At 65.9% G+C, this 16,063-nt stretch carries 16 protein-coding genes; 5 read left to right on the forward strand and 11 right to left on the reverse strand.

Annotated features, from left to right (window positions below):
• Positions 1-383 precede the first annotated feature (383 nt).
• On the reverse strand, positions 384-1,670 hold the full coding sequence (gene tyrS / locus QOC76_RS18270; RefSeq protein WP_526358905.1) for a tyrosine--tRNA ligase: 1,287 nt from the start codon (positions 1,668-1,670) through the stop codon (positions 384-386).
• Between the two features lie 18 nt (positions 1,671-1,688).
• Complete coding sequence (locus tag QOC76_RS18275; protein ID WP_526358907.1) at positions 1,689-2,297, reverse strand: DNA-3-methyladenine glycosylase; 609 nt, start codon at positions 2,295-2,297, stop codon at positions 1,689-1,691.
• A 59-nt stretch (positions 2,298-2,356) separates the two neighbouring features.
• Between QOC76_RS18275 and QOC76_RS18280 the strand changes: the two genes are divergently transcribed.
• From QOC76_RS18280 to QOC76_RS18290, 3 genes are read left to right on the forward strand one after another with little or no spacing between them, the layout of a single operon-like run.
• Positions 2,357-3,121, forward strand: coding sequence for an ABC transporter ATP-binding protein (locus QOC76_RS18280; protein WP_526358909.1), 765 nt, complete (start codon positions 2,357-2,359; stop codon positions 3,119-3,121).
• Positions 3,055-3,873, forward strand: a complete 819-nt coding sequence (locus tag QOC76_RS18285) for an ABC transporter permease (protein WP_526358911.1) — start codon at positions 3,055-3,057, stop codon at positions 3,871-3,873. Before QOC76_RS18280 ends, QOC76_RS18285 begins: the two co-directional genes overlap by 67 nt.
• A gap of 4 nt (positions 3,874-3,877) precedes the next feature.
• Positions 3,878-4,492, forward strand: a complete 615-nt coding sequence (locus QOC76_RS18290; RefSeq protein WP_526358913.1) for a TetR/AcrR family transcriptional regulator — start codon at positions 3,878-3,880, stop codon at positions 4,490-4,492.
• Positions 4,493-4,550: 58 nt separating this feature from the next.
• Here the strand turns inward: QOC76_RS18290 and QOC76_RS18295 are convergent, their stop codons facing one another.
• The 3 genes from QOC76_RS18295 to QOC76_RS18305 all read right to left on the reverse strand — a co-directional run bounded on the left by QOC76_RS18295 (position 4,551) and on the right by QOC76_RS18305 (position 8,307).
• On the reverse strand, positions 4,551-4,760 hold the full coding sequence (locus QOC76_RS18295; protein WP_526358915.1) for a Trm112 family protein: 210 nt from the start codon (positions 4,758-4,760) through the stop codon (positions 4,551-4,553).
• 10 nt (positions 4,761-4,770) lie between these two features.
• Positions 4,771-5,250, reverse strand: a complete 480-nt coding sequence (locus QOC76_RS18300) for a hypothetical protein (protein ID WP_526358917.1) — start codon at positions 5,248-5,250, stop codon at positions 4,771-4,773.
• 90 nt (positions 5,251-5,340) lie between these two features.
• Complete coding sequence (locus QOC76_RS18305; RefSeq protein WP_526358935.1) at positions 5,341-8,307, reverse strand: AMP-binding protein; 2,967 nt, start codon at positions 8,305-8,307, stop codon at positions 5,341-5,343.
• Between the two features lie 104 nt (positions 8,308-8,411).
• On the opposite strand from QOC76_RS18305, the gene QOC76_RS18310 reads away from it, so the two are divergent.
• Both QOC76_RS18310 and QOC76_RS18315 read left to right on the forward strand, forming a co-directional pair.
• Entirely contained in the window at positions 8,412-10,160 is a 1,749-nt protein-coding gene (locus QOC76_RS18310) for an ABC-F family ATP-binding cassette domain-containing protein (protein ID WP_526358919.1), read from the forward strand.
• Positions 10,161-10,181: 21 nt separating this feature from the next.
• Positions 10,182-11,477, forward strand: a complete 1,296-nt coding sequence (locus QOC76_RS18315; protein ID WP_526358921.1) for a hypothetical protein — start codon at positions 10,182-10,184, stop codon at positions 11,475-11,477.
• Here QOC76_RS18315 and QOC76_RS18320 read toward each other — a convergent pair.
• From QOC76_RS18320 to QOC76_RS18345, 6 genes are all read right to left on the reverse strand, one after another.
• On the reverse strand, positions 11,455-11,976 hold the full coding sequence (locus tag QOC76_RS18320; protein WP_526358923.1) for a hypothetical protein: 522 nt from the start codon (positions 11,974-11,976) through the stop codon (positions 11,455-11,457). The genes QOC76_RS18315 and QOC76_RS18320 overlap by 23 nt on opposite strands.
• Positions 11,973-12,542 (reverse strand): hypothetical protein, encoded by a 570-nt coding sequence (locus QOC76_RS18325; RefSeq protein ID WP_526358925.1) that lies wholly within the window; start codon positions 12,540-12,542, stop codon positions 11,973-11,975. Before QOC76_RS18325 ends, QOC76_RS18320 begins: the two co-directional genes overlap by 4 nt.
• Positions 12,539-13,144 carry a hypothetical protein gene (locus QOC76_RS18330; protein ID WP_526358927.1) on the reverse strand — a complete coding sequence of 202 codons (606 nt, stop codon included), beginning with the start codon at positions 13,142-13,144 and terminating at the stop codon, positions 12,539-12,541. Before QOC76_RS18330 ends, QOC76_RS18325 begins: the two co-directional genes overlap by 4 nt.
• 18 nt (positions 13,145-13,162) lie before the next feature.
• Complete coding sequence (argH, locus tag QOC76_RS18335) at positions 13,163-14,575, reverse strand: argininosuccinate lyase (protein ID WP_526358929.1); 1,413 nt, start codon at positions 14,573-14,575, stop codon at positions 13,163-13,165.
• Positions 14,565-15,767: an argininosuccinate synthase gene (locus QOC76_RS18340; RefSeq protein ID WP_526358931.1), complete on the reverse strand. Its 1,203-nt coding sequence runs from the start codon at positions 15,765-15,767 to the stop codon at positions 14,565-14,567. The genes argH and QOC76_RS18340 overlap by 11 nt, the downstream gene beginning before the upstream one ends.
• A gap of 26 nt (positions 15,768-15,793) precedes the next feature.
• Positions 15,794-16,063: arginine repressor (locus QOC76_RS18345; RefSeq protein WP_526358933.1), on the reverse strand; the 270-nt coding region annotated here is incomplete at its 5' end.

The following is a 16,063-nucleotide window of genomic DNA, read 5'->3' on the forward strand; positions in this document are numbered from 1 at the left end:
AGCACCAGTATCAAACTGGCAAAAAAACAAACCACACCCCTAAACGGGAAAAAGAAGCATGGCAAAAAACAAAAACAACAAACAAAAACCACCAAACACACTATTGAGTTCTCAAACAACACACCCGCCCGACCGCGCAACCAACCCGCGGCACTTAGCCGCGTACTAGTAGTGCGGACGGTCAGGAAACCACCGAAGTGGAGCTTCCCTCTGGGACGCCGTCGCGCTCAGCGGCTGGACCGCGTCGCGACGACTTCAATAAGTTACGTGAGGGAAAACTCGGAGTCAAATGGGCTGATCGGCGGTGTGTCTCAACGGTTCCGCCGGTCGTGCGCAGTCCCGCATCGCTTCCCGCTTTGCAGTCGTGCGTCGCCTCCGACGGATTAGTCAACGCGTAAGACGCCGGCGATATTCCGCTTGCCACGGCGCAGCACCAACCACCGGCCGTGCAGGAAGTCTGACGGCTGCGGTGTCCATTCGTCGCTCTCGACGCGGACGTTGTTGACGTAGGCGCCGCCTTCGGAGACCGTCCGCCGAGCCGAGCCCTTACTGTCCACCAGGCCGCTCGCGACGAGCAGGTCGGTGATGCCGTTGGGGGCGCCCGGCGTCAGCTCCGCCACCTGGCTGTTGCCGGCCTCCCGTAACGCGGCCGCCAGCGTCGGCTCGTCCAGCTGCGCCAGCTCGCCCCGCCCGAACAGTGCCCGGCTGGCGTGCTCGACAGCCGCGCACTGCGTCTCGCCGTGGATCAGCGTGGTGAGTTCCTGGGCGAGCCTGCGCTGAGCCGCCCGCTCGTGTGGTCGTTCCGCTGTGGCCTGCTCGAGCTCGGTCAATTCGTCGCGCGACAGGAACGTGAACCACTTCAGGTACGGGATCACGTCGGCGTCGGCCGTGTTGACGAAGTACTGGTAAAAGGCATACGGGCTCGTCATCTCCGGGTCCAGCCACAGGTTGCCGCCGCCTGTCGATTTCCCGAACTTGTTGCCCTCCGAATCGGTCACCAAGGGAGTGGTCAGCGCATGGACCGACGCACCCTCTTTCTGCCGCACAAGTCGCACGCCGGCGATGATGTTGCCCCACTGATCGGATCCGCCGATCTGAAGCGTGCATCCGTACCGCCTGTGGAGTTCGACGTAGTCGTTCGCCTGCAGCAGCATGTAGCTGAACTCGGTGTAGGAGATGCCCTCGCCCTCGAGGCGCCGCCTGACCGTGTCGCGGTCGAGCATCACGTTGACCGAGAAGTACTTTCCGATGTCGCGGAGAAACTCGATCGCCCCCAGCTCGCCGGTCCAGGTCAGGTTGTTCTCGACGACGGCACCCGACGGCGAGTCATCGAAATCGACGAAACGCTCGAGCTGACCGCGGATGCGGTCGGTCCAGTCCGCGACGGTGGACGCGTTGTTGAGGGTGCGCTCACCGGTCTCTCTCGGATCGCCGATCATCCCGGTCGCGCCGCCGGCCAGCACGATTGGCCGGTGGCCGGCCTGCTGGAAGCGTCGCAGTGTCAGCAGCGGGACGAGGTGACCGGCATGCAGACTCGGCGCCGTCGGGTCGAAACCGGAATAGACGGTGACGGGTCCGGCGGCCAGTTGTTCGGCCACCGCATCGCGGTCGGTGGACTGCGCAATCAGCCCTCGCCACTCCAACTCGTCGAGGACGTTCGACGTTCCCATGATCTCGATCTTCCCGCACTAGTCGCTTTGACCCGGCGCCGGTGCCCGCGGACTGCGGCGGTAGAGCGAGACTTCCGGCCGTCCCGCCAGCCAGAACCGCCATGGTCGATCGGCGGCCTGGCTGACTCCCACGCGCGCACCGTCGGCCGACTGGCGTTCATCGCCCAGCGTGAGCTGCACTGGACTGTGGGGATCGAAGAGGTCGATTCCGTTGTCGTCCATGACGATTCCGAGTGCCGAGCACAAATTGCCTGGACCACGGGCCAAGGCCGCCGGCCGAACCGATTCGCCGCGTCGACTCATCGCCTCCGCGAGGCCTGACTCAACTGCCGCGGCTCGCAGCAATACCGCTCCGGCGACTCCGTCGGAGCCGCAGACCACATTCGCACATACGTGGATGCCGTGGCTGCGATAGGTGTAGAGCCGACCCGCCGGTCCGAACATGACGGTGTTGCGCCCGCCATGTCCGCGGAAGGAATGGGAAGCGGCGTCCGGCCAGGGACCGTCAGGCGGGCCGCCATAAGCCTCGACCTCGACGATCATCGCGCTCACCCCGCGGCCGGTCAGCGCCGCTCCCAGAAGCCTGCGCGCCGCCTTCACGGGGTCGACAGGCAGCTTCGCGGTCATCGGGGCGATTCTGCCCTCCGTTCTTGACACGCCCAACTGCAGGGAGCAATATTCATCATATGATGACTTCATCGAGCGATGAATTATTGAGGCGAGGCGTCGAGCCGGTCGTTGTCATCGACCACCTGCGCGTCGTGCGCGGGAAACGCCCCGCCATCCATGACTTGTCCGTGCGAATCGCCCGCGGCACCATCACCGGCTTGCTCGGGCCCTCTGGCTGCGGCAAGACCACGCTGATGCGCAGCATCGTCGGAACGCAACTCATCACCGGGGGCAGCGTCACGGTGCTCGGGCAACCGGCCGGCTCGGCTCCGCTGCGCAAGCGCGTCGGGTACATGCCGCAGGCGGCAACCATCTACGACGATCTGCGCGTCGTCGACAACGTCCGATACTTCGGCTCGCTTTACGGCATGGACGCCACCGCCGCGGACGAGGCCGTGTCCGCTGTAGGCCTCGACGACCATCGGACCGCCTTGTGCGGCAATCTGTCCGGTGGTCAGCGGACTCGCGTATCGCTTGCCTGCGCATTGGTGGCGGCACCGGAAGTGCTCGTGCTGGACGAACCCACGGTCGGCCTTGACCCCGTCCTGCGGGTGGACCTGTGGCAGCAGTTTCACCAACTTGCCCGGCGCGGAACGACATTGCTCGTTTCGAGTCACGTCATGGACGAGGCCGATCACTGTGGCGACCTACTGCTCATGCGAGAAGGGCACCTTCTCGCTCACACCACACCAGGACAACTACGGGAGGACACGGGATGTCAATCACTGGAGGAAGCGTTTCTGTCCGTCATCCGGCACAGCACCGCAACCGCAGCAAGCTGAGTCCGCAGAGCTACTTCGCCACCACGGCGCGAATTCTGCGTCAACTCGCCGCGGACCACCGCAGTGTGGCGATGATTCTCGTGGTGCCGAGCCTCATCATCACACTGATGTACTTCATGTTCCAGAACGTACCGCATCGACCGGGCGCACCTTCGCCGTTCAACAACGCCTGCCTGATCATGCTCGGCGTGTTCCCGCTGATCGTCATGTTTCTGATCACCTCGATAACCATGCAGCGGGAACGGGTTTCGGGAACGTTGGAGCGGATCTTGACCACCCCGCTGCGTCGACTCGACCTGCTCGCCGCCTACGGCACCGCGTTCTCGATCGCAGCCGCTGCGCAGGCCACGCTTGCGTGCGTCGTGTCGTTCTGGCTCCTCGGGCTGGACACGAAAGGCAGCCCGATACTGGTGTTCGTCATCGCGATCATCAACGCGGTGCTCGGGGTAGGCCTCGGCCTGCTGTGCAGCGCATTCGCCCGTACCGAGTTCCAGGCGGTGCAGTTCATGCCCGTGGTCATCGCGCCGCAGCTGCTGCTGTGCGGGATCATCGTGCCCCGCGAGATGCTGCCCGATTGGCTGCAATGGATCAGCAACGCACTGCCGGCGAGTTACGCTCTTGAGGCGCTGCAGCAGGTCGGCGCTTACCCGGACCTGACGGCAATCGCTCTGCGGGACATCATCGTGGTGATCGGCTTCGCGGTCCTCGCCCTGTGCCTCGCCGCCGCGACGCTACGACGAAGGACACCGTAGACCTTTGACGACCAACACCGAGCGCAAACGTCCCGGGCGCCCGCCCGGGACGTCCGACACTCGCGAACGCATTCTGAACAGCGCTCGGGAATTGTTCGCCCGCAACGGGATCGATAAGACTTCGATCCGCGCCATCGCAGGCGATGCGGGTGTGGATCCGGCGCTGGTGCATCACTACTTCGGCACCAAGACGCAATTGTTCGCCGCGGCGATCCACATTCCCATCGATCCGATGGCGGTGATCGCCCCGCTAAGGGAAATCCCCGTCGAACGGATCGGTCACGTGCTGCCGTCGATCCTGTTGCCGCTGTGGGATTCCGAGATGGGCAAAGGCTTTATCGCGACGCTGCGGTCGATCCTCGCGGGCAACGACGTGTCGCTCGTCCGGTCGTTCCTTCAGGAAGTGATCACTGCCGAGGTGGGCTCGCGGGTCGACGATCCGCCCGGCAGCGGCCGGATTCGCGTCCAGTTCGTGGCCTCCCAACTGGTCGGCGTGGTGATGGCCCGCTACATCTTGGAACTCGACCCGTTCAAATCGTTACCGGTCGACCAGATCGCGGAGACGATTGGACCGAACCTGCAGCACTATCTCACCGGTGACCTTCCGGGGCTTGGCTAGCAGCCAAAAGGCTTCGCGGAGAAGTGTGTTCCTGATCGAGACGAAACGATCACGAGTGTCATGACCCCGCACGGCCCAGAAGCCGCTCATGCTCGGCGTCGTCGGTCACAGCGACCGCCTCGTCGATCAGCAGCACCGGGACGCCGTCCTCGATCCGGTACGCGCGGCGCAGCCTCGGGTTGTAGAGCATTTCGTCGTCGCCGATCAACAGCAGCGAGCCGCGGTCTTCGGGGCAGACCAGAATGCTCAGCAGCTTTTCGTCGACCACAACGGTGGCCTCAGCCGAGTGGCAGGTTGACGGGCGCGCCGCCGCCGTCGAACGGCGCGGGTGCGCCGCCGATGGCGAAGCCGGGATTGCCCTGCTGTTGTTGTGCGTCGGCCTGCGCCTGGAGCCTGCGTTGGTAGGCGATGGTCGCCTTCAGCGCGTCGATCAGGGGTGCCTGGTTCGGCCGCTTGTCCAGGGCTGCGATGATCGCGTCCTGGTTACCCTTCGACGGCCGGTAGCCCTGGTTGCGCAGGACGAGCACCTCGTGGACGAAGTTGGAGATCTGACCTCCGCCTGCACCCGTGTCGTAGTCCTGCTTAATGATGGCCAGCGCTTGGTCAGCGGTCATTCTCGGCGCGTCGGTGCCAGTCGTGTCGTCATCCGCAGGTGCGGAGAATGCGGGCGGCGCACCGATACCCGCGATCAGAGCGCCGGCGATCAGGCCGCCGGCCACGGCACCTGCTACGCGGCGCCAAGCGTTCTGCGATGTCATCGAACCTCCAGTGCGACGGCTCATCTTGATCGTGCTCCTCGCGTGCGCGATGGAAGCCTAACAGTGTGCCGGACGCGCGGCACGGTCTCGCTACTCGCCACCGACGATCTCGTTGCGAACCGCGGCCGTCAGTCGCTTGTACCTATCGGTATCAGAATCCAGGTACCAGGCGTTACGCGAGGGCTTGGGAATTCCCATCGCACGCAGCGGACTGATCAGCGGTCGATATGACGCGCTGAGCGCCATCTCGGGCACCACATGCACGATGTCCGGCGCCGCACCGACCGGCAGATCGGCCAGCGCTTCGGACAAGTCGCCCGCCGCGACGCTGCCGCCCGGACGCAACGCCACGGCGGTCACCGCGACCCGTTGGCCACCGGATTCGATCGCATAGGTCACCGACATGTCCACGGCATCGATAGCGCCGAGAGCGTCGTTGACCGGCATGGCATAAACCGGTCCACGCTCGGTGCGGATGACAAGGCTGCGGTTGTCCACCAACCAGTAGTCGCCATCCTGGTCGCGCCGGAACAGATACTCGGTGGACACCCAGGTGTCGGCAGGGGCGAACACACCGCGCTTGACCGATGCCGTCGGGTCGATGGGTCCGCGCGGATGCCCCAGCATGACGCCAACTTCGTTCGTTTCGGCCTTCCGCACAAAGCCGCGGTCATCCTCAAGGATCAGATCGTCCTCGGCGTCGTACGCGGCGAGTTGGACTTCGCCGCCGCCCGGAAGTGCTCTGCCCTTGCTGCCCACCTTCGCACCGGACACGTTGGCCAGTACGGCCTGACCGTCGGTGGTGGCGAAGAATTCGACGACGCGTGCCGGCGCGAAGATGTCGACCACGCGCTTCCAAAGCCCGGTCGGCATGCCGGATCCGATGAACAGCCGTACCGGATGGTTGCCGGTCAGCACGAACGACGGGTCGTCGATGACCTCGCGCAGCATCGCCCAGGTATAGGACACCACGGTCACGCCGTACTGGCGGATCTCCTGGACGAACCGGTCGGACACCAGACCGCGCGACAGGGCGATGCGGGCGCCGCCGACCACCGCGCCACCGAGGCTCACCAGAAGCCCCGACTGGTGGTGCAGCGGGGTCAGGCAGTACACGGTGTCGTTGCGGCCGAGGTTGGCCGCCGACGCGGTCCCGAACGCCGACAGCGCCCAGCGGTAATTGGTGATCTGGCGGGCGAGCAGCTGGCCGCCGACCGTGCTGAAGGCGATGAACGCGAGGTCGCGGGCCAACGCCGGGTTGGGCCGGTACCAGCCGGGCAGCTCCACCTCGCCGGGGTCGATCTTCTCCATGTCGACGACGTCGGCGTCGTCGGGCAGGTGCAGGTCGCGCGATTCGCCGCCGCCGAGCGCCAGCACCCGCATCGACAGCCCGCGGGCAGCGTTCAGGTTGCTGGGGTCGGCGATGATATCGGCCACCGCGCCCAGCCGTACAACCGTGGCGAGGTCGGCGTCGGGCGGCATCATCACGGCCACCGCCCCGAGGCGCGACAGCGCAGCGATCGCCACCAACGCGCTGGGGCGCGTCTCCATCAGCACACCGACGTGCGCTCCCTGTCGGACGCCGACCGCGATCAGGCCGCGGACCACGTTGTTGATACGGCGATCGACGGCCTCATAGGTATGGACACGTCCGTCGAACAGCAGGGCCTCGCCGTTCGGTACGTCGCGTGCCTGCTCGGACATGATGCGGCCGAGCGATATGCGGGTGTGGTCGTTGATCTGGCCGAGCCGGGCCAGCCTGGGCAGCGTGCGGACCGTCTCGACGGCGAGCGCCCGAGCCGACTTGTTGGCAGCGACGACCGCATCGGCGGCCGAGCGGGCCAGGGTGAACGCCATCTCACCTGCCGCGGTGGCCCCGTGCGCCAGCCGGGAGGCGAGTGGGACTCCGGTCTCTGCGTGCTGCGCCGGCTGCAGCGCCATCGGCGCTACGCCTTCCGGCAGATCGGCGTCGCCGTCGATCGATTTGACCCACTGCGCCACCGTCGGCCAGGTCTGGGTCGCCGCCTTCGATCCGACGACCAGACCGAAATGGCCTGCGCGAATGAGATATTCGTAGACATCGGCCTGCGGCGCGGCCCGCTTGATGCCGCGCACCGACGCGGGCTGACCGATATCGTCGACCTCACCGACGACCGCCAGCACCGGGCAGTTGATGTCGTTAAGCGTCACCAGATCGCCGTGAATGGAGAATCCGCCGGTCATCATCCTGTTGTGGGCGATGAACTGCTTGAGCAGCTCGGCGATCGCGGGCCCCGACCAGGCGATCCATCCCTCCGATGCGAGAAACCGCCGCTGCTGCTCCCGGGGCAACAGCGCTTCACGGTCGTGAAGCTGCCGCAGGAAGTCCAGCCGCGACTGCGCGGTCTTGATCGGGTCGAGCATCTGGAAGCCGGTCCGCGCGAGCCAGCTCGGAATGTCGATGCGGCTGAACACGTGGTCGGCCATGAAATCCGCGGCACCGGCTGCGAGTCCGGCGGGGAGGTTCATCGGCAATGCGGCCAGCGTGTCCACCGGTGAACCGAACGCGATGATGCTCGCAAGGTCCTTCGACCGGCGATACGCCGCGGTCTGGTAGCAGAACATGCCGCCTTGGGAGTAGCCGGCCAGATGAACGTCGCGCTCGGTCGTCTCCTTGACGGTGTCGATGGCCTCGCTCAACGCGACGACGTGGTCGGCGAGGTTGCGCTGCATGCCGCCCTCGACCTTGTCCGGTTCCCCGAAGTCGATGACCCACGGGTCGATGCCGGCGGTGTGCAGTATGCCGACGGCGCCCTCGTCGCGGGTGACGTCCCACATATCGGCCGACATCATCATCGGGTGCACCATGAGCACCGGCGGCCCAGGCGGTTTCGCGCCGGGCCGGGTGTCGGGCGGGAAGTAGCGGCGCAGCCGGTACATCGGCACGCTTTCCACCACCTGGAAGGGCGAGGGCACCGCGCCCGTTTCGAGGCCGCCGTAGCGCAGCACTTCGAGGCCGTTCTGCGCGGTCGCCACCAAACGGCCAACCGGCCTGGTTATTGCCGAAAGGTCCACCACCGGCGGTTCCCCTCTTGTCACACCTGTCCCCCGATTGCCGAGGTCATCATGGCACAGAGCCCGTGGCGCCCTCCGCAAGATGCCCTACCTATCATCGGCGGCTGATGGCCAACTTGATCAACGTCGAACGCGCGACGCTCGGATACGGCACCCGCACCTTGCTGGACGCCGTCAGCCTCGGCGTCGATGAAGGCGACGCGATCGGCGTCGTCGGCCGTAACGGCGACGGCAAGTCGACGCTGCTCCAGGTGCTGACCGGTACCCGCGAGCCGGATTCGGGGCGAGTCACCCACACATCGGGACTGTCGGTGGGATACCTGCGCCAGAGCGACGACTTCGCCGTCGGCGCCACCGTCCGCGAGGTCATCGTCGGCGGCAGGCCCGACCACATCTGGGCGGCCGAACCCGAGACACGTGCGGTCGTCGGGCACTTGCTGGCCGAAGTCGACCTGGACAGCGGCGTGGCAGACCTCAGCGGCGGTGAGCGGCGCCGGGTTGCGCTGGCGGCGATCCTGATCGCGGGGCATGACGTGCTGGTGCTCGATGAGCCGACCAACCATCTCGATGTCGAGGTGATCGGCTGGCTGGCCCAGCACCTGTCGGGGCAGAGGTCCAATGCCATCGTGGTGGTCAGCCACGACCGGTGGTTTCTCGATGCCGTCACCACCAAGACGTGGGAAGTGCACAACGGCACCGTCGAGGCCTACGACGGTGGCTACGCCGCCTACGTGCTGGCCCGCGCGGAACGGATGCGACTGGCTGCGGGCACAGAGGCGCGCCGCAGAAATCTGATGCGCAAGGAGTTGGCGTGGCTGCGGCGCGGTCCGCCGGCCAGGACGTCGAAACCGAAGTTCCGCATCCAGGCCGCCAACGAGCTGATTGCGAACGAGCCGCCACCGCGCGATTCGCTTGTGCTGCAGCGCTTCGCGACGACGCGGCTGGGCAAAGACGTATTCGATCTGCACCGGCTGCGGCTCGACGTCGGTGACCGCGTCATCCTCGACAAAGTCGACTGGTCCATCGGCCCGGGTGCGCGGATCGGGCTGGTCGGTGTCAACGGCACCGGCAAGACATCGGTGTTGCGGCTGCTCGCCGGTGAACTGCAGCCCGCAGCGGGCACGATCAAGCGCGGCACGACGCTGCAGATCGGCTACCTCAGCCAGGCGCTGGCCGATATGACCGACACGCACCGGGTGATCGATGCCGTCGAAAACCGGCGCCGCGTCAGCGAATTGGCGAGCGGCCGGGAAATCACCGCTGACACCTTGTTGAAGGACTTCGGTTTCACCGGTGACAAGCTGACCGCCCGGATCGCCGACCTGTCGGGCGGTGAGCGGCGCCGGCTGCAGTTCCTGCGAATCCTGCTTGACGAGCCGAATGTGCTGCTGCTCGACGAACCGACCAACGACCTCGACATCGACACGCTCAACGTGATCGAGGATTACCTGGACGACTGGCCGGGCACGCTGATCGTCGTCACTCACGATCGGTATTTCCTCGAGCGCGTCACCGACGTGACGTACGCCCTCACCGGCGGAGGGCGATGCGACCTGTTGCCCGGCGGTATCGAGCAATATCTCGCCGAGCGGGTCGCCGCTGAGTCCGCACCCACGCGGCAGGAGCCGCAGCGCACCGAATCGGCATCGGCGCGAAAGCGACGCACCGGCAAGGAGATGGCCCGCATCGAAGGTCAACTGACCAAGTTGGACGAGCGCATCACCGCCATGCACGAAGCGATGGCCGATGCGGCAGCCGATCACGTCCGGCTGGGTGAGCTCAACGCCGAATTGAACGAGCTGCTGACACTCAAGGAATCGCTCGAAGAAGCCTGGTTGGCCGCCGCCGACGAATAGATCACTGTTTACGATGTGGCGGTGCGCTACCTGCTGCGGCCTTTCGCTCTGTGGTGGCGCTATCTCCCGCAACTCGTTGCGCTATATCTTCTCGGCTGGCTCGGGCGTAAGGGCGCAATCGAACTGGCCGCCTTCGTCGGCTGGGACAACGACGTCTGGGCGTCGCTGATCATGCCTTTCGCCGGCCTTGCCCGGCTTGGGTCCTACGTGGCGATGTTCCTGGTGCTGCGCTCCGCGATTCCCGCGCTGGCCGCGCTGCCACGGCGCTCGGCGCGAAGCGTTGACGTGTTCGCCGGCATCATCGTGCCGTTCTTCGCCATCTATCTCGCATGGAAGTTGTTCGCAGAGGACTGGCTCGATTTCGAGACGGCGGCGCTCAACTACCGCGTCGACGACGCCATGACAACGGCGTTGACGACGGGCGAGACCAGCGACCTGCATGCAGACCAGCTACCGGTGAGCACCGTGACCTGGGTGATCATTGCCGCGGCACTCGTGCTGCGCTATGTTCTCGGCAAGTTCAAGGAGAGCCTGCCTGGTGCGATGATCGCGGTCCGCGTCTATGTCGACGCGCTGTGGGTTTTCCTCACCGTGAGTTTCGCGGCCAGCCAGGGCGTCGGCTTCCTGCTCAACCCAGCCGGCTGGATTGCGCAGCGCCGGATGGTCGTATGGTTTGACAGCACTCGTGCCGAACTGTTCTCGCACTTCGTATTCCTGGAGCACCTTTGGGACGCCGCGATGCTGGTGCTGCGCACGGTGTTCGGCGGTGCGACGATCCCTCTCCTATGGCTAGCGGTAGCGGGCATCATCTACGGCGTCTCGATGCCGGACTGGCGCGGTGCGGCGCGCCGCGCAGTGGGCGGGCGCGCCGACCGGGTGTTCGAACGGGCGGCCGCCGGCCGAAAAAGATTCGATGAGCGAGGATGGCAGGTTCCGCAGACATTGGGCGAGAAACTGCGCGCATGGGTGATCGGAAAACTGGGCCATTACAAGACGATCGCGGATTCGGCACGGCTGATCCTGCACGGTGGCGTGCTTGCACTGTCGCTCTATGTATTGGCATATCTCGGGCTGGCCTGGCTGGACATGGCCGGTGCGTTTTATCACCCCGAGGTCAGCATCGGCTACCTTTTCCGTTTCGGCGCTTGGATTTTGGGCCCGCACCCGTTGTCGTTCTGGAACGGCTACGCGGATACCATCGCGCTGGTTTCGCACATCGTCGTCGAGCCTTTGCGGGTGTGCTTGATCACCTCCATGGTGGCGTACTGCCTGGAACAGGTGAAGTCGGACGAAGTCACAGCTGCAGCCGCACCGTGATGCGGCCGTCGAGCGCAACGACATCCATCGCCGTCGGCACCACATCCTGCGGCAGCAGGAATGTGAACTGAAGCAGCCCAGGCTGATTGCACAGGCTGGTCACCCCATCGCCTTCGGGTGCGATGAACCCGCCGACACTCTCGTTCTTCCACCGACGATTCCCGTCGGTGAGCACACCGTTGCAGATGCCGGTATCCGGGGGTGGCCCGGAGCGGTCGACCGTGATGACGGTCAACACGGTTCCGGGCGGCAACTTCGGGCCGAAACCCCTCGGGCTGCGGTTCAGGTGCCGTATCGAGTCGACCGTCCAGGTGCGCCCGTCCGCGTCGCCGCTCCGGCCTGCCGGCACAACGGCCCCCGGCACTACCGTGTGGCGATACTCGGCCCACGACTCACCGAGGCCGCCGAGGCCGGTGAAGACGAGTACAGCGATGGCCGCCGCCGCGACAACCGCTCCGATGACGTTGCGCACCCACAGAACCGACAGCCGTGCTCTCACGAGGCGCTCTGCTCCGGTTTCGTCAGCGTCACGCTGTCGACCCTGCTGAAATCCGAACCGTGCGTGGGTATTCGGATGGCCAGCCGAGAGTCCAGTCGCCCGTCACCGACCCAGACGTGAAGGGTCAGGGGGTCGGACGACCCGGGCGCGACGAGCGCGGCTGCGACGTCGAACACCCACGACCCGCGCCAGGTGATTCCCGGACTGATCTCGGCCATCAGTGTCTCGGTGAAGAAGACGTCGGTCGGCGTATAGGTGTTGGGCCCGACGAGCAATTCGCTGTGGGGCAGTTCGGTGCTGCGCGTGCCCTGAAGCGCCGTGTTGACGACGACCCAGATGCCGGCGGGCTTGACGGAGTCCACCTCCGGGGTGACGCGGACACCGGTCACCGTGGCGGCGACGGCACGGCCTGATGTCGGCGTTCCGGCGTCTCCGTTCACGTCGAAAGGACCGAGCACATCGGTCGATGTCGGCAGGTGCTGCCATACCACGGCGGCCGCCGCGACGGTACTGACCACCGCGATGGTGGTCAGTACACGTCGTGTGTCAGGCCGTCGGAGCTTCACGACGATTCCTTGACGGGAACATCCGTCTGTCCGTAATCGGTCACGCTCTCGATCCACTCCTTGCCGCCGTAGGTGACCATCAGCTGCGTGTACTTCTTCTTCCACACCCGGATCGACACCGACTGAACCGACTGCCGCGCCGATTCCGGCAGTAGCCACGCGAATACCAACTGTTCGGTGAGCCCGGCACCCAGCGTCTGGATCGGTGAGCCGTCGCGGAACCGGAACGTTCCGACGAACTCCTTGTCTGGCAGATCCCGCAGATCGATCTCATCGCGGAGCCGGCCGCCAACGGTGCCGTCGTTGCGCAAAGTGGCGACGACGCCCAGGTACACCTTCCCCGGTTTCGCGGCGGCGAAGGTGCCCTTCAGCTCGTCGACGAACCTCGCGCGTTCGATGGTGATGGTGTATTCGCCGTCGCTGAACTCTTCGCCCGGCTTGAACGGGGTCACTTGCTTGTCGACAGTGTCGAGGCCACCGAACGCCGCGGTTGCGACGAGTACGAGGAGAAGCGCCACCCGTCGCGTCTGTGCCGATGTCAACCGCGCGAACCAGTGGCTGAACCGGTTGGTCCGCTCGACAGGGACATGGGGTCGGCCCATGTCGCTGAATGTTAATGGCTAGCGGCGTAGCCGAGCGCGGAGCGTGTCGGCGGTGTCGCGAACGACACCGAGTTGCCTGGCCACCTGGATCGGCGCGGTGCCGCCGCGGGCGTCGCGCGAGTTCACCGAACCTTCCACGGTGAGCACCTGGCGCACATCGGGCGTCAACTTGGGATGAATGGCCGCGAGTTCCGCGTCCTCCAGGTCCTCGAGCCCGACACCCCTGGCCTCCGCGGCGCGGACAGCCGCACCCGCCGCCTCATGCGCCACCCGGAACGGCACCTCCCTGCGCACCAGCCATTCGGCGAGGTCTGTGGCGAGCGTGTAGCCGAGCGGCGCCAATCCGGCCATCCGGTCGACGTCGAAACGCAGGGTGCCGACCAGGCCGGCCATCGCGGGCAGCAACAGCTCGAGCTGCGCCACCGAGTCGAACACCGGTTCCTTGTCCTCCTGTAGATCGCGGTTGTAGGCCAACGGTTGCGCCTTCAACGTCGCGAGAAGGCCCGTGAGGTTGCCGATCAACCGGCCCGATTTGCCGCGCGCCAGCTCTGCGATGTCGGGGTTCTTCTTCTGCGGCATGATCGAGCTACCCGTCGACCAGGAGTCGTGAAGCGTCACGTAACCGAATTCGGTTGTGCTCCACAGGATGATGTCTTCGGCGAGACGCGACAGGTCGACGCCGATCATCGAGAACACGAACGCGGCCTCCGCGGCGAAGTCACGTGCCGCGGTGGCATCCACCGAATTGTCCGCTGCTGCGGTGAATCCCAGCTCCTCGGCGATGGCGTCGGGATCGAGGCCCAGCGACGTGCCCGCGAGCGCACCGGCGCCATAGGGAGACACCGCGGCCCGCACGTCGAAGTCGATCAGGCGGTCGACGTCGCGCAGCAGCGGGTGCGCGTGCGCGAGCAGATGGTGGGCGAGCAGGACCGGTTGCGCCGACTGCAGGTGCGTCTTGCCGGGCATGATCGCCGTCGGATGCGCGGCGGCCTGGGCGGACAGCGCGGACACCACATCCAGCGCACCGTCGGCGACCCGCCGTACCGCGTCACGCAACCACAGCCGGAAAAGCGTGGCCACCTGGTCGTTTCGCGACCGGCCCGCCCGCAGCCTGCCGCCGAGGTCCGCACCGACCCGGTCGATCAGTCCGCGTTCCAGCGCGCCGTGCACATCTTCATCCGTGACGATCGGCAAGAAGCTGCCGTCGGCGACGTCCTCGCCGAGGCTGTCCAGGCCGGCGAGCAATCCGTCGCGCTGCTCCTCTGTCAGCAGCCCCGCGCCGAACAGCACCCGGGCGTGGGCCTTCGATGCGGTGACGTCGTACGGTGCGAGCACCCAGTCGAAGTGGGTCGACTTGCTCAGCGCGGCCAGCGCGTCCGACGGGCCGTCAGCGAATCGACCGCCCCACAGCGACCCCTCGTTAGTGCTCACCCAGATCCCTTCGGGCGGCGATCTTCGATGACAACCCGTGCACGTGCACGAAGCCCTTCGCCGCCGACTGGTCGAAGGTGTCACCCTCGTCATAGGTCGCGAGGTTGAAGTCGTAAAGCGATTCGGGGCTGCGCCGCCCGTTGACGGCGATGTGCCCGCCGTGCAACACCATCCGGATCTCGCCGGTCACATGCTGCTGCGTCTCGGCGACGAACGCTTCAAGCGCCCTCTTCAACGGCGAGAACCACAGCCCGTCGTACACCAGCTCACCCCAGCGCTGGTCGATCTGCCGCTTGAAGCGGCCCAGCTCACGCTCCAGCGTCACGTGTTCGAGCTCGGTGTGCGCCGTGATCAGCACCATCGCACCAGGCGCCTCGTAGATCTCCCGGCTCTTGATGCCGACCAGCCGGTCCTCCACCACATCCAGCCGTCCCACGCCCTGCTCGCCGCCGCGGCGGTTGAGCTCCTCGATGGCCTGCAGCACCGTCACCCGTCTGCCATCGATCGAAACCGGCACGCCCCGTTCGAATCCGACGATCACCTCGTCCGGCGTGCTCCAGTTGACGGTGGGATCCTCAGTGTAGTCGTAGACGTCCTTGGTGGGAGCGTTCCACAGGTGCTCGAGGAATCCGGTCTCGACCGCCCTCCCCCACACGTTCTGGTCGATGGAGAACGGCGAGCGCTTGGTGACATTGATCGGGATTGCGTTCTCCTCGGCGAACGCGATCGCCTTCTCCCGTGTCCAGGCGTAGTCGCGCACCGGCGCAATAACATCCAGATCCGGTGCCAGCGAGCCGAATCCGACCTCGAAGCGAACCTGGTCGTTGCCCTTGCCCGTGCAGCCGTGTGCGACAACGCCGCCGCCGTACTGACGTGCCGCCGACACCAGATGCTTGACGATCAGCGGCCGGCTCAGCGCCGACACCAGCGGATAGCGGTCCATATACAGCGCGTTGAATTCGATTGCGGGCAGACAGTACTCGTTGGCGAACTCATCGCGTGCGTCGATCACGACGGCTTCGACCGCGCCGCAGTCCAGCGCGCGCTGACGCACGACTTCCATGTCCTCGCCACCCTGGCCGAGGTCGATCGCGACCGCGACAACTTCGCTGCCGGTCTCCTTTCCGATCCAACTGATCGCCACTGAGGTGTCAAGACCGCCGGAATACGCCAAGATGACGCGCTCGGACATGTAACCAATCTCCTTGTTGTTCAGGCCTATTGCAGGTTCTCGATGGTGGTGGCCAGCTCGGCGCCGGTCATCGGCTCGCGGGCCACCACGAAGACGGTGTCGTCGCCTGCGATGGTGCCGACGACGTGCGGTAGGGCCGCGCGGTCGATCGCGCTGGCCAGATATTGGGCGGCCCCCGGTGGGGTGCGCAGAACGGCGAGGTTGCCACTGGCGTCGGTGGACGTCAGCAGGTCGCTCAGTAGCCGCGACAACCGTTCTGTGCCACCGGAGACGCCGCGCACCGGGCTGCCGTCCTC

It is taken from the genome of Mycobacterium sp., from assembly GCF_032159565.1.
Taxonomy (GTDB): Bacteria; Actinomycetota; Actinomycetes; order Mycobacteriales; family Mycobacteriaceae; genus Mycobacterium.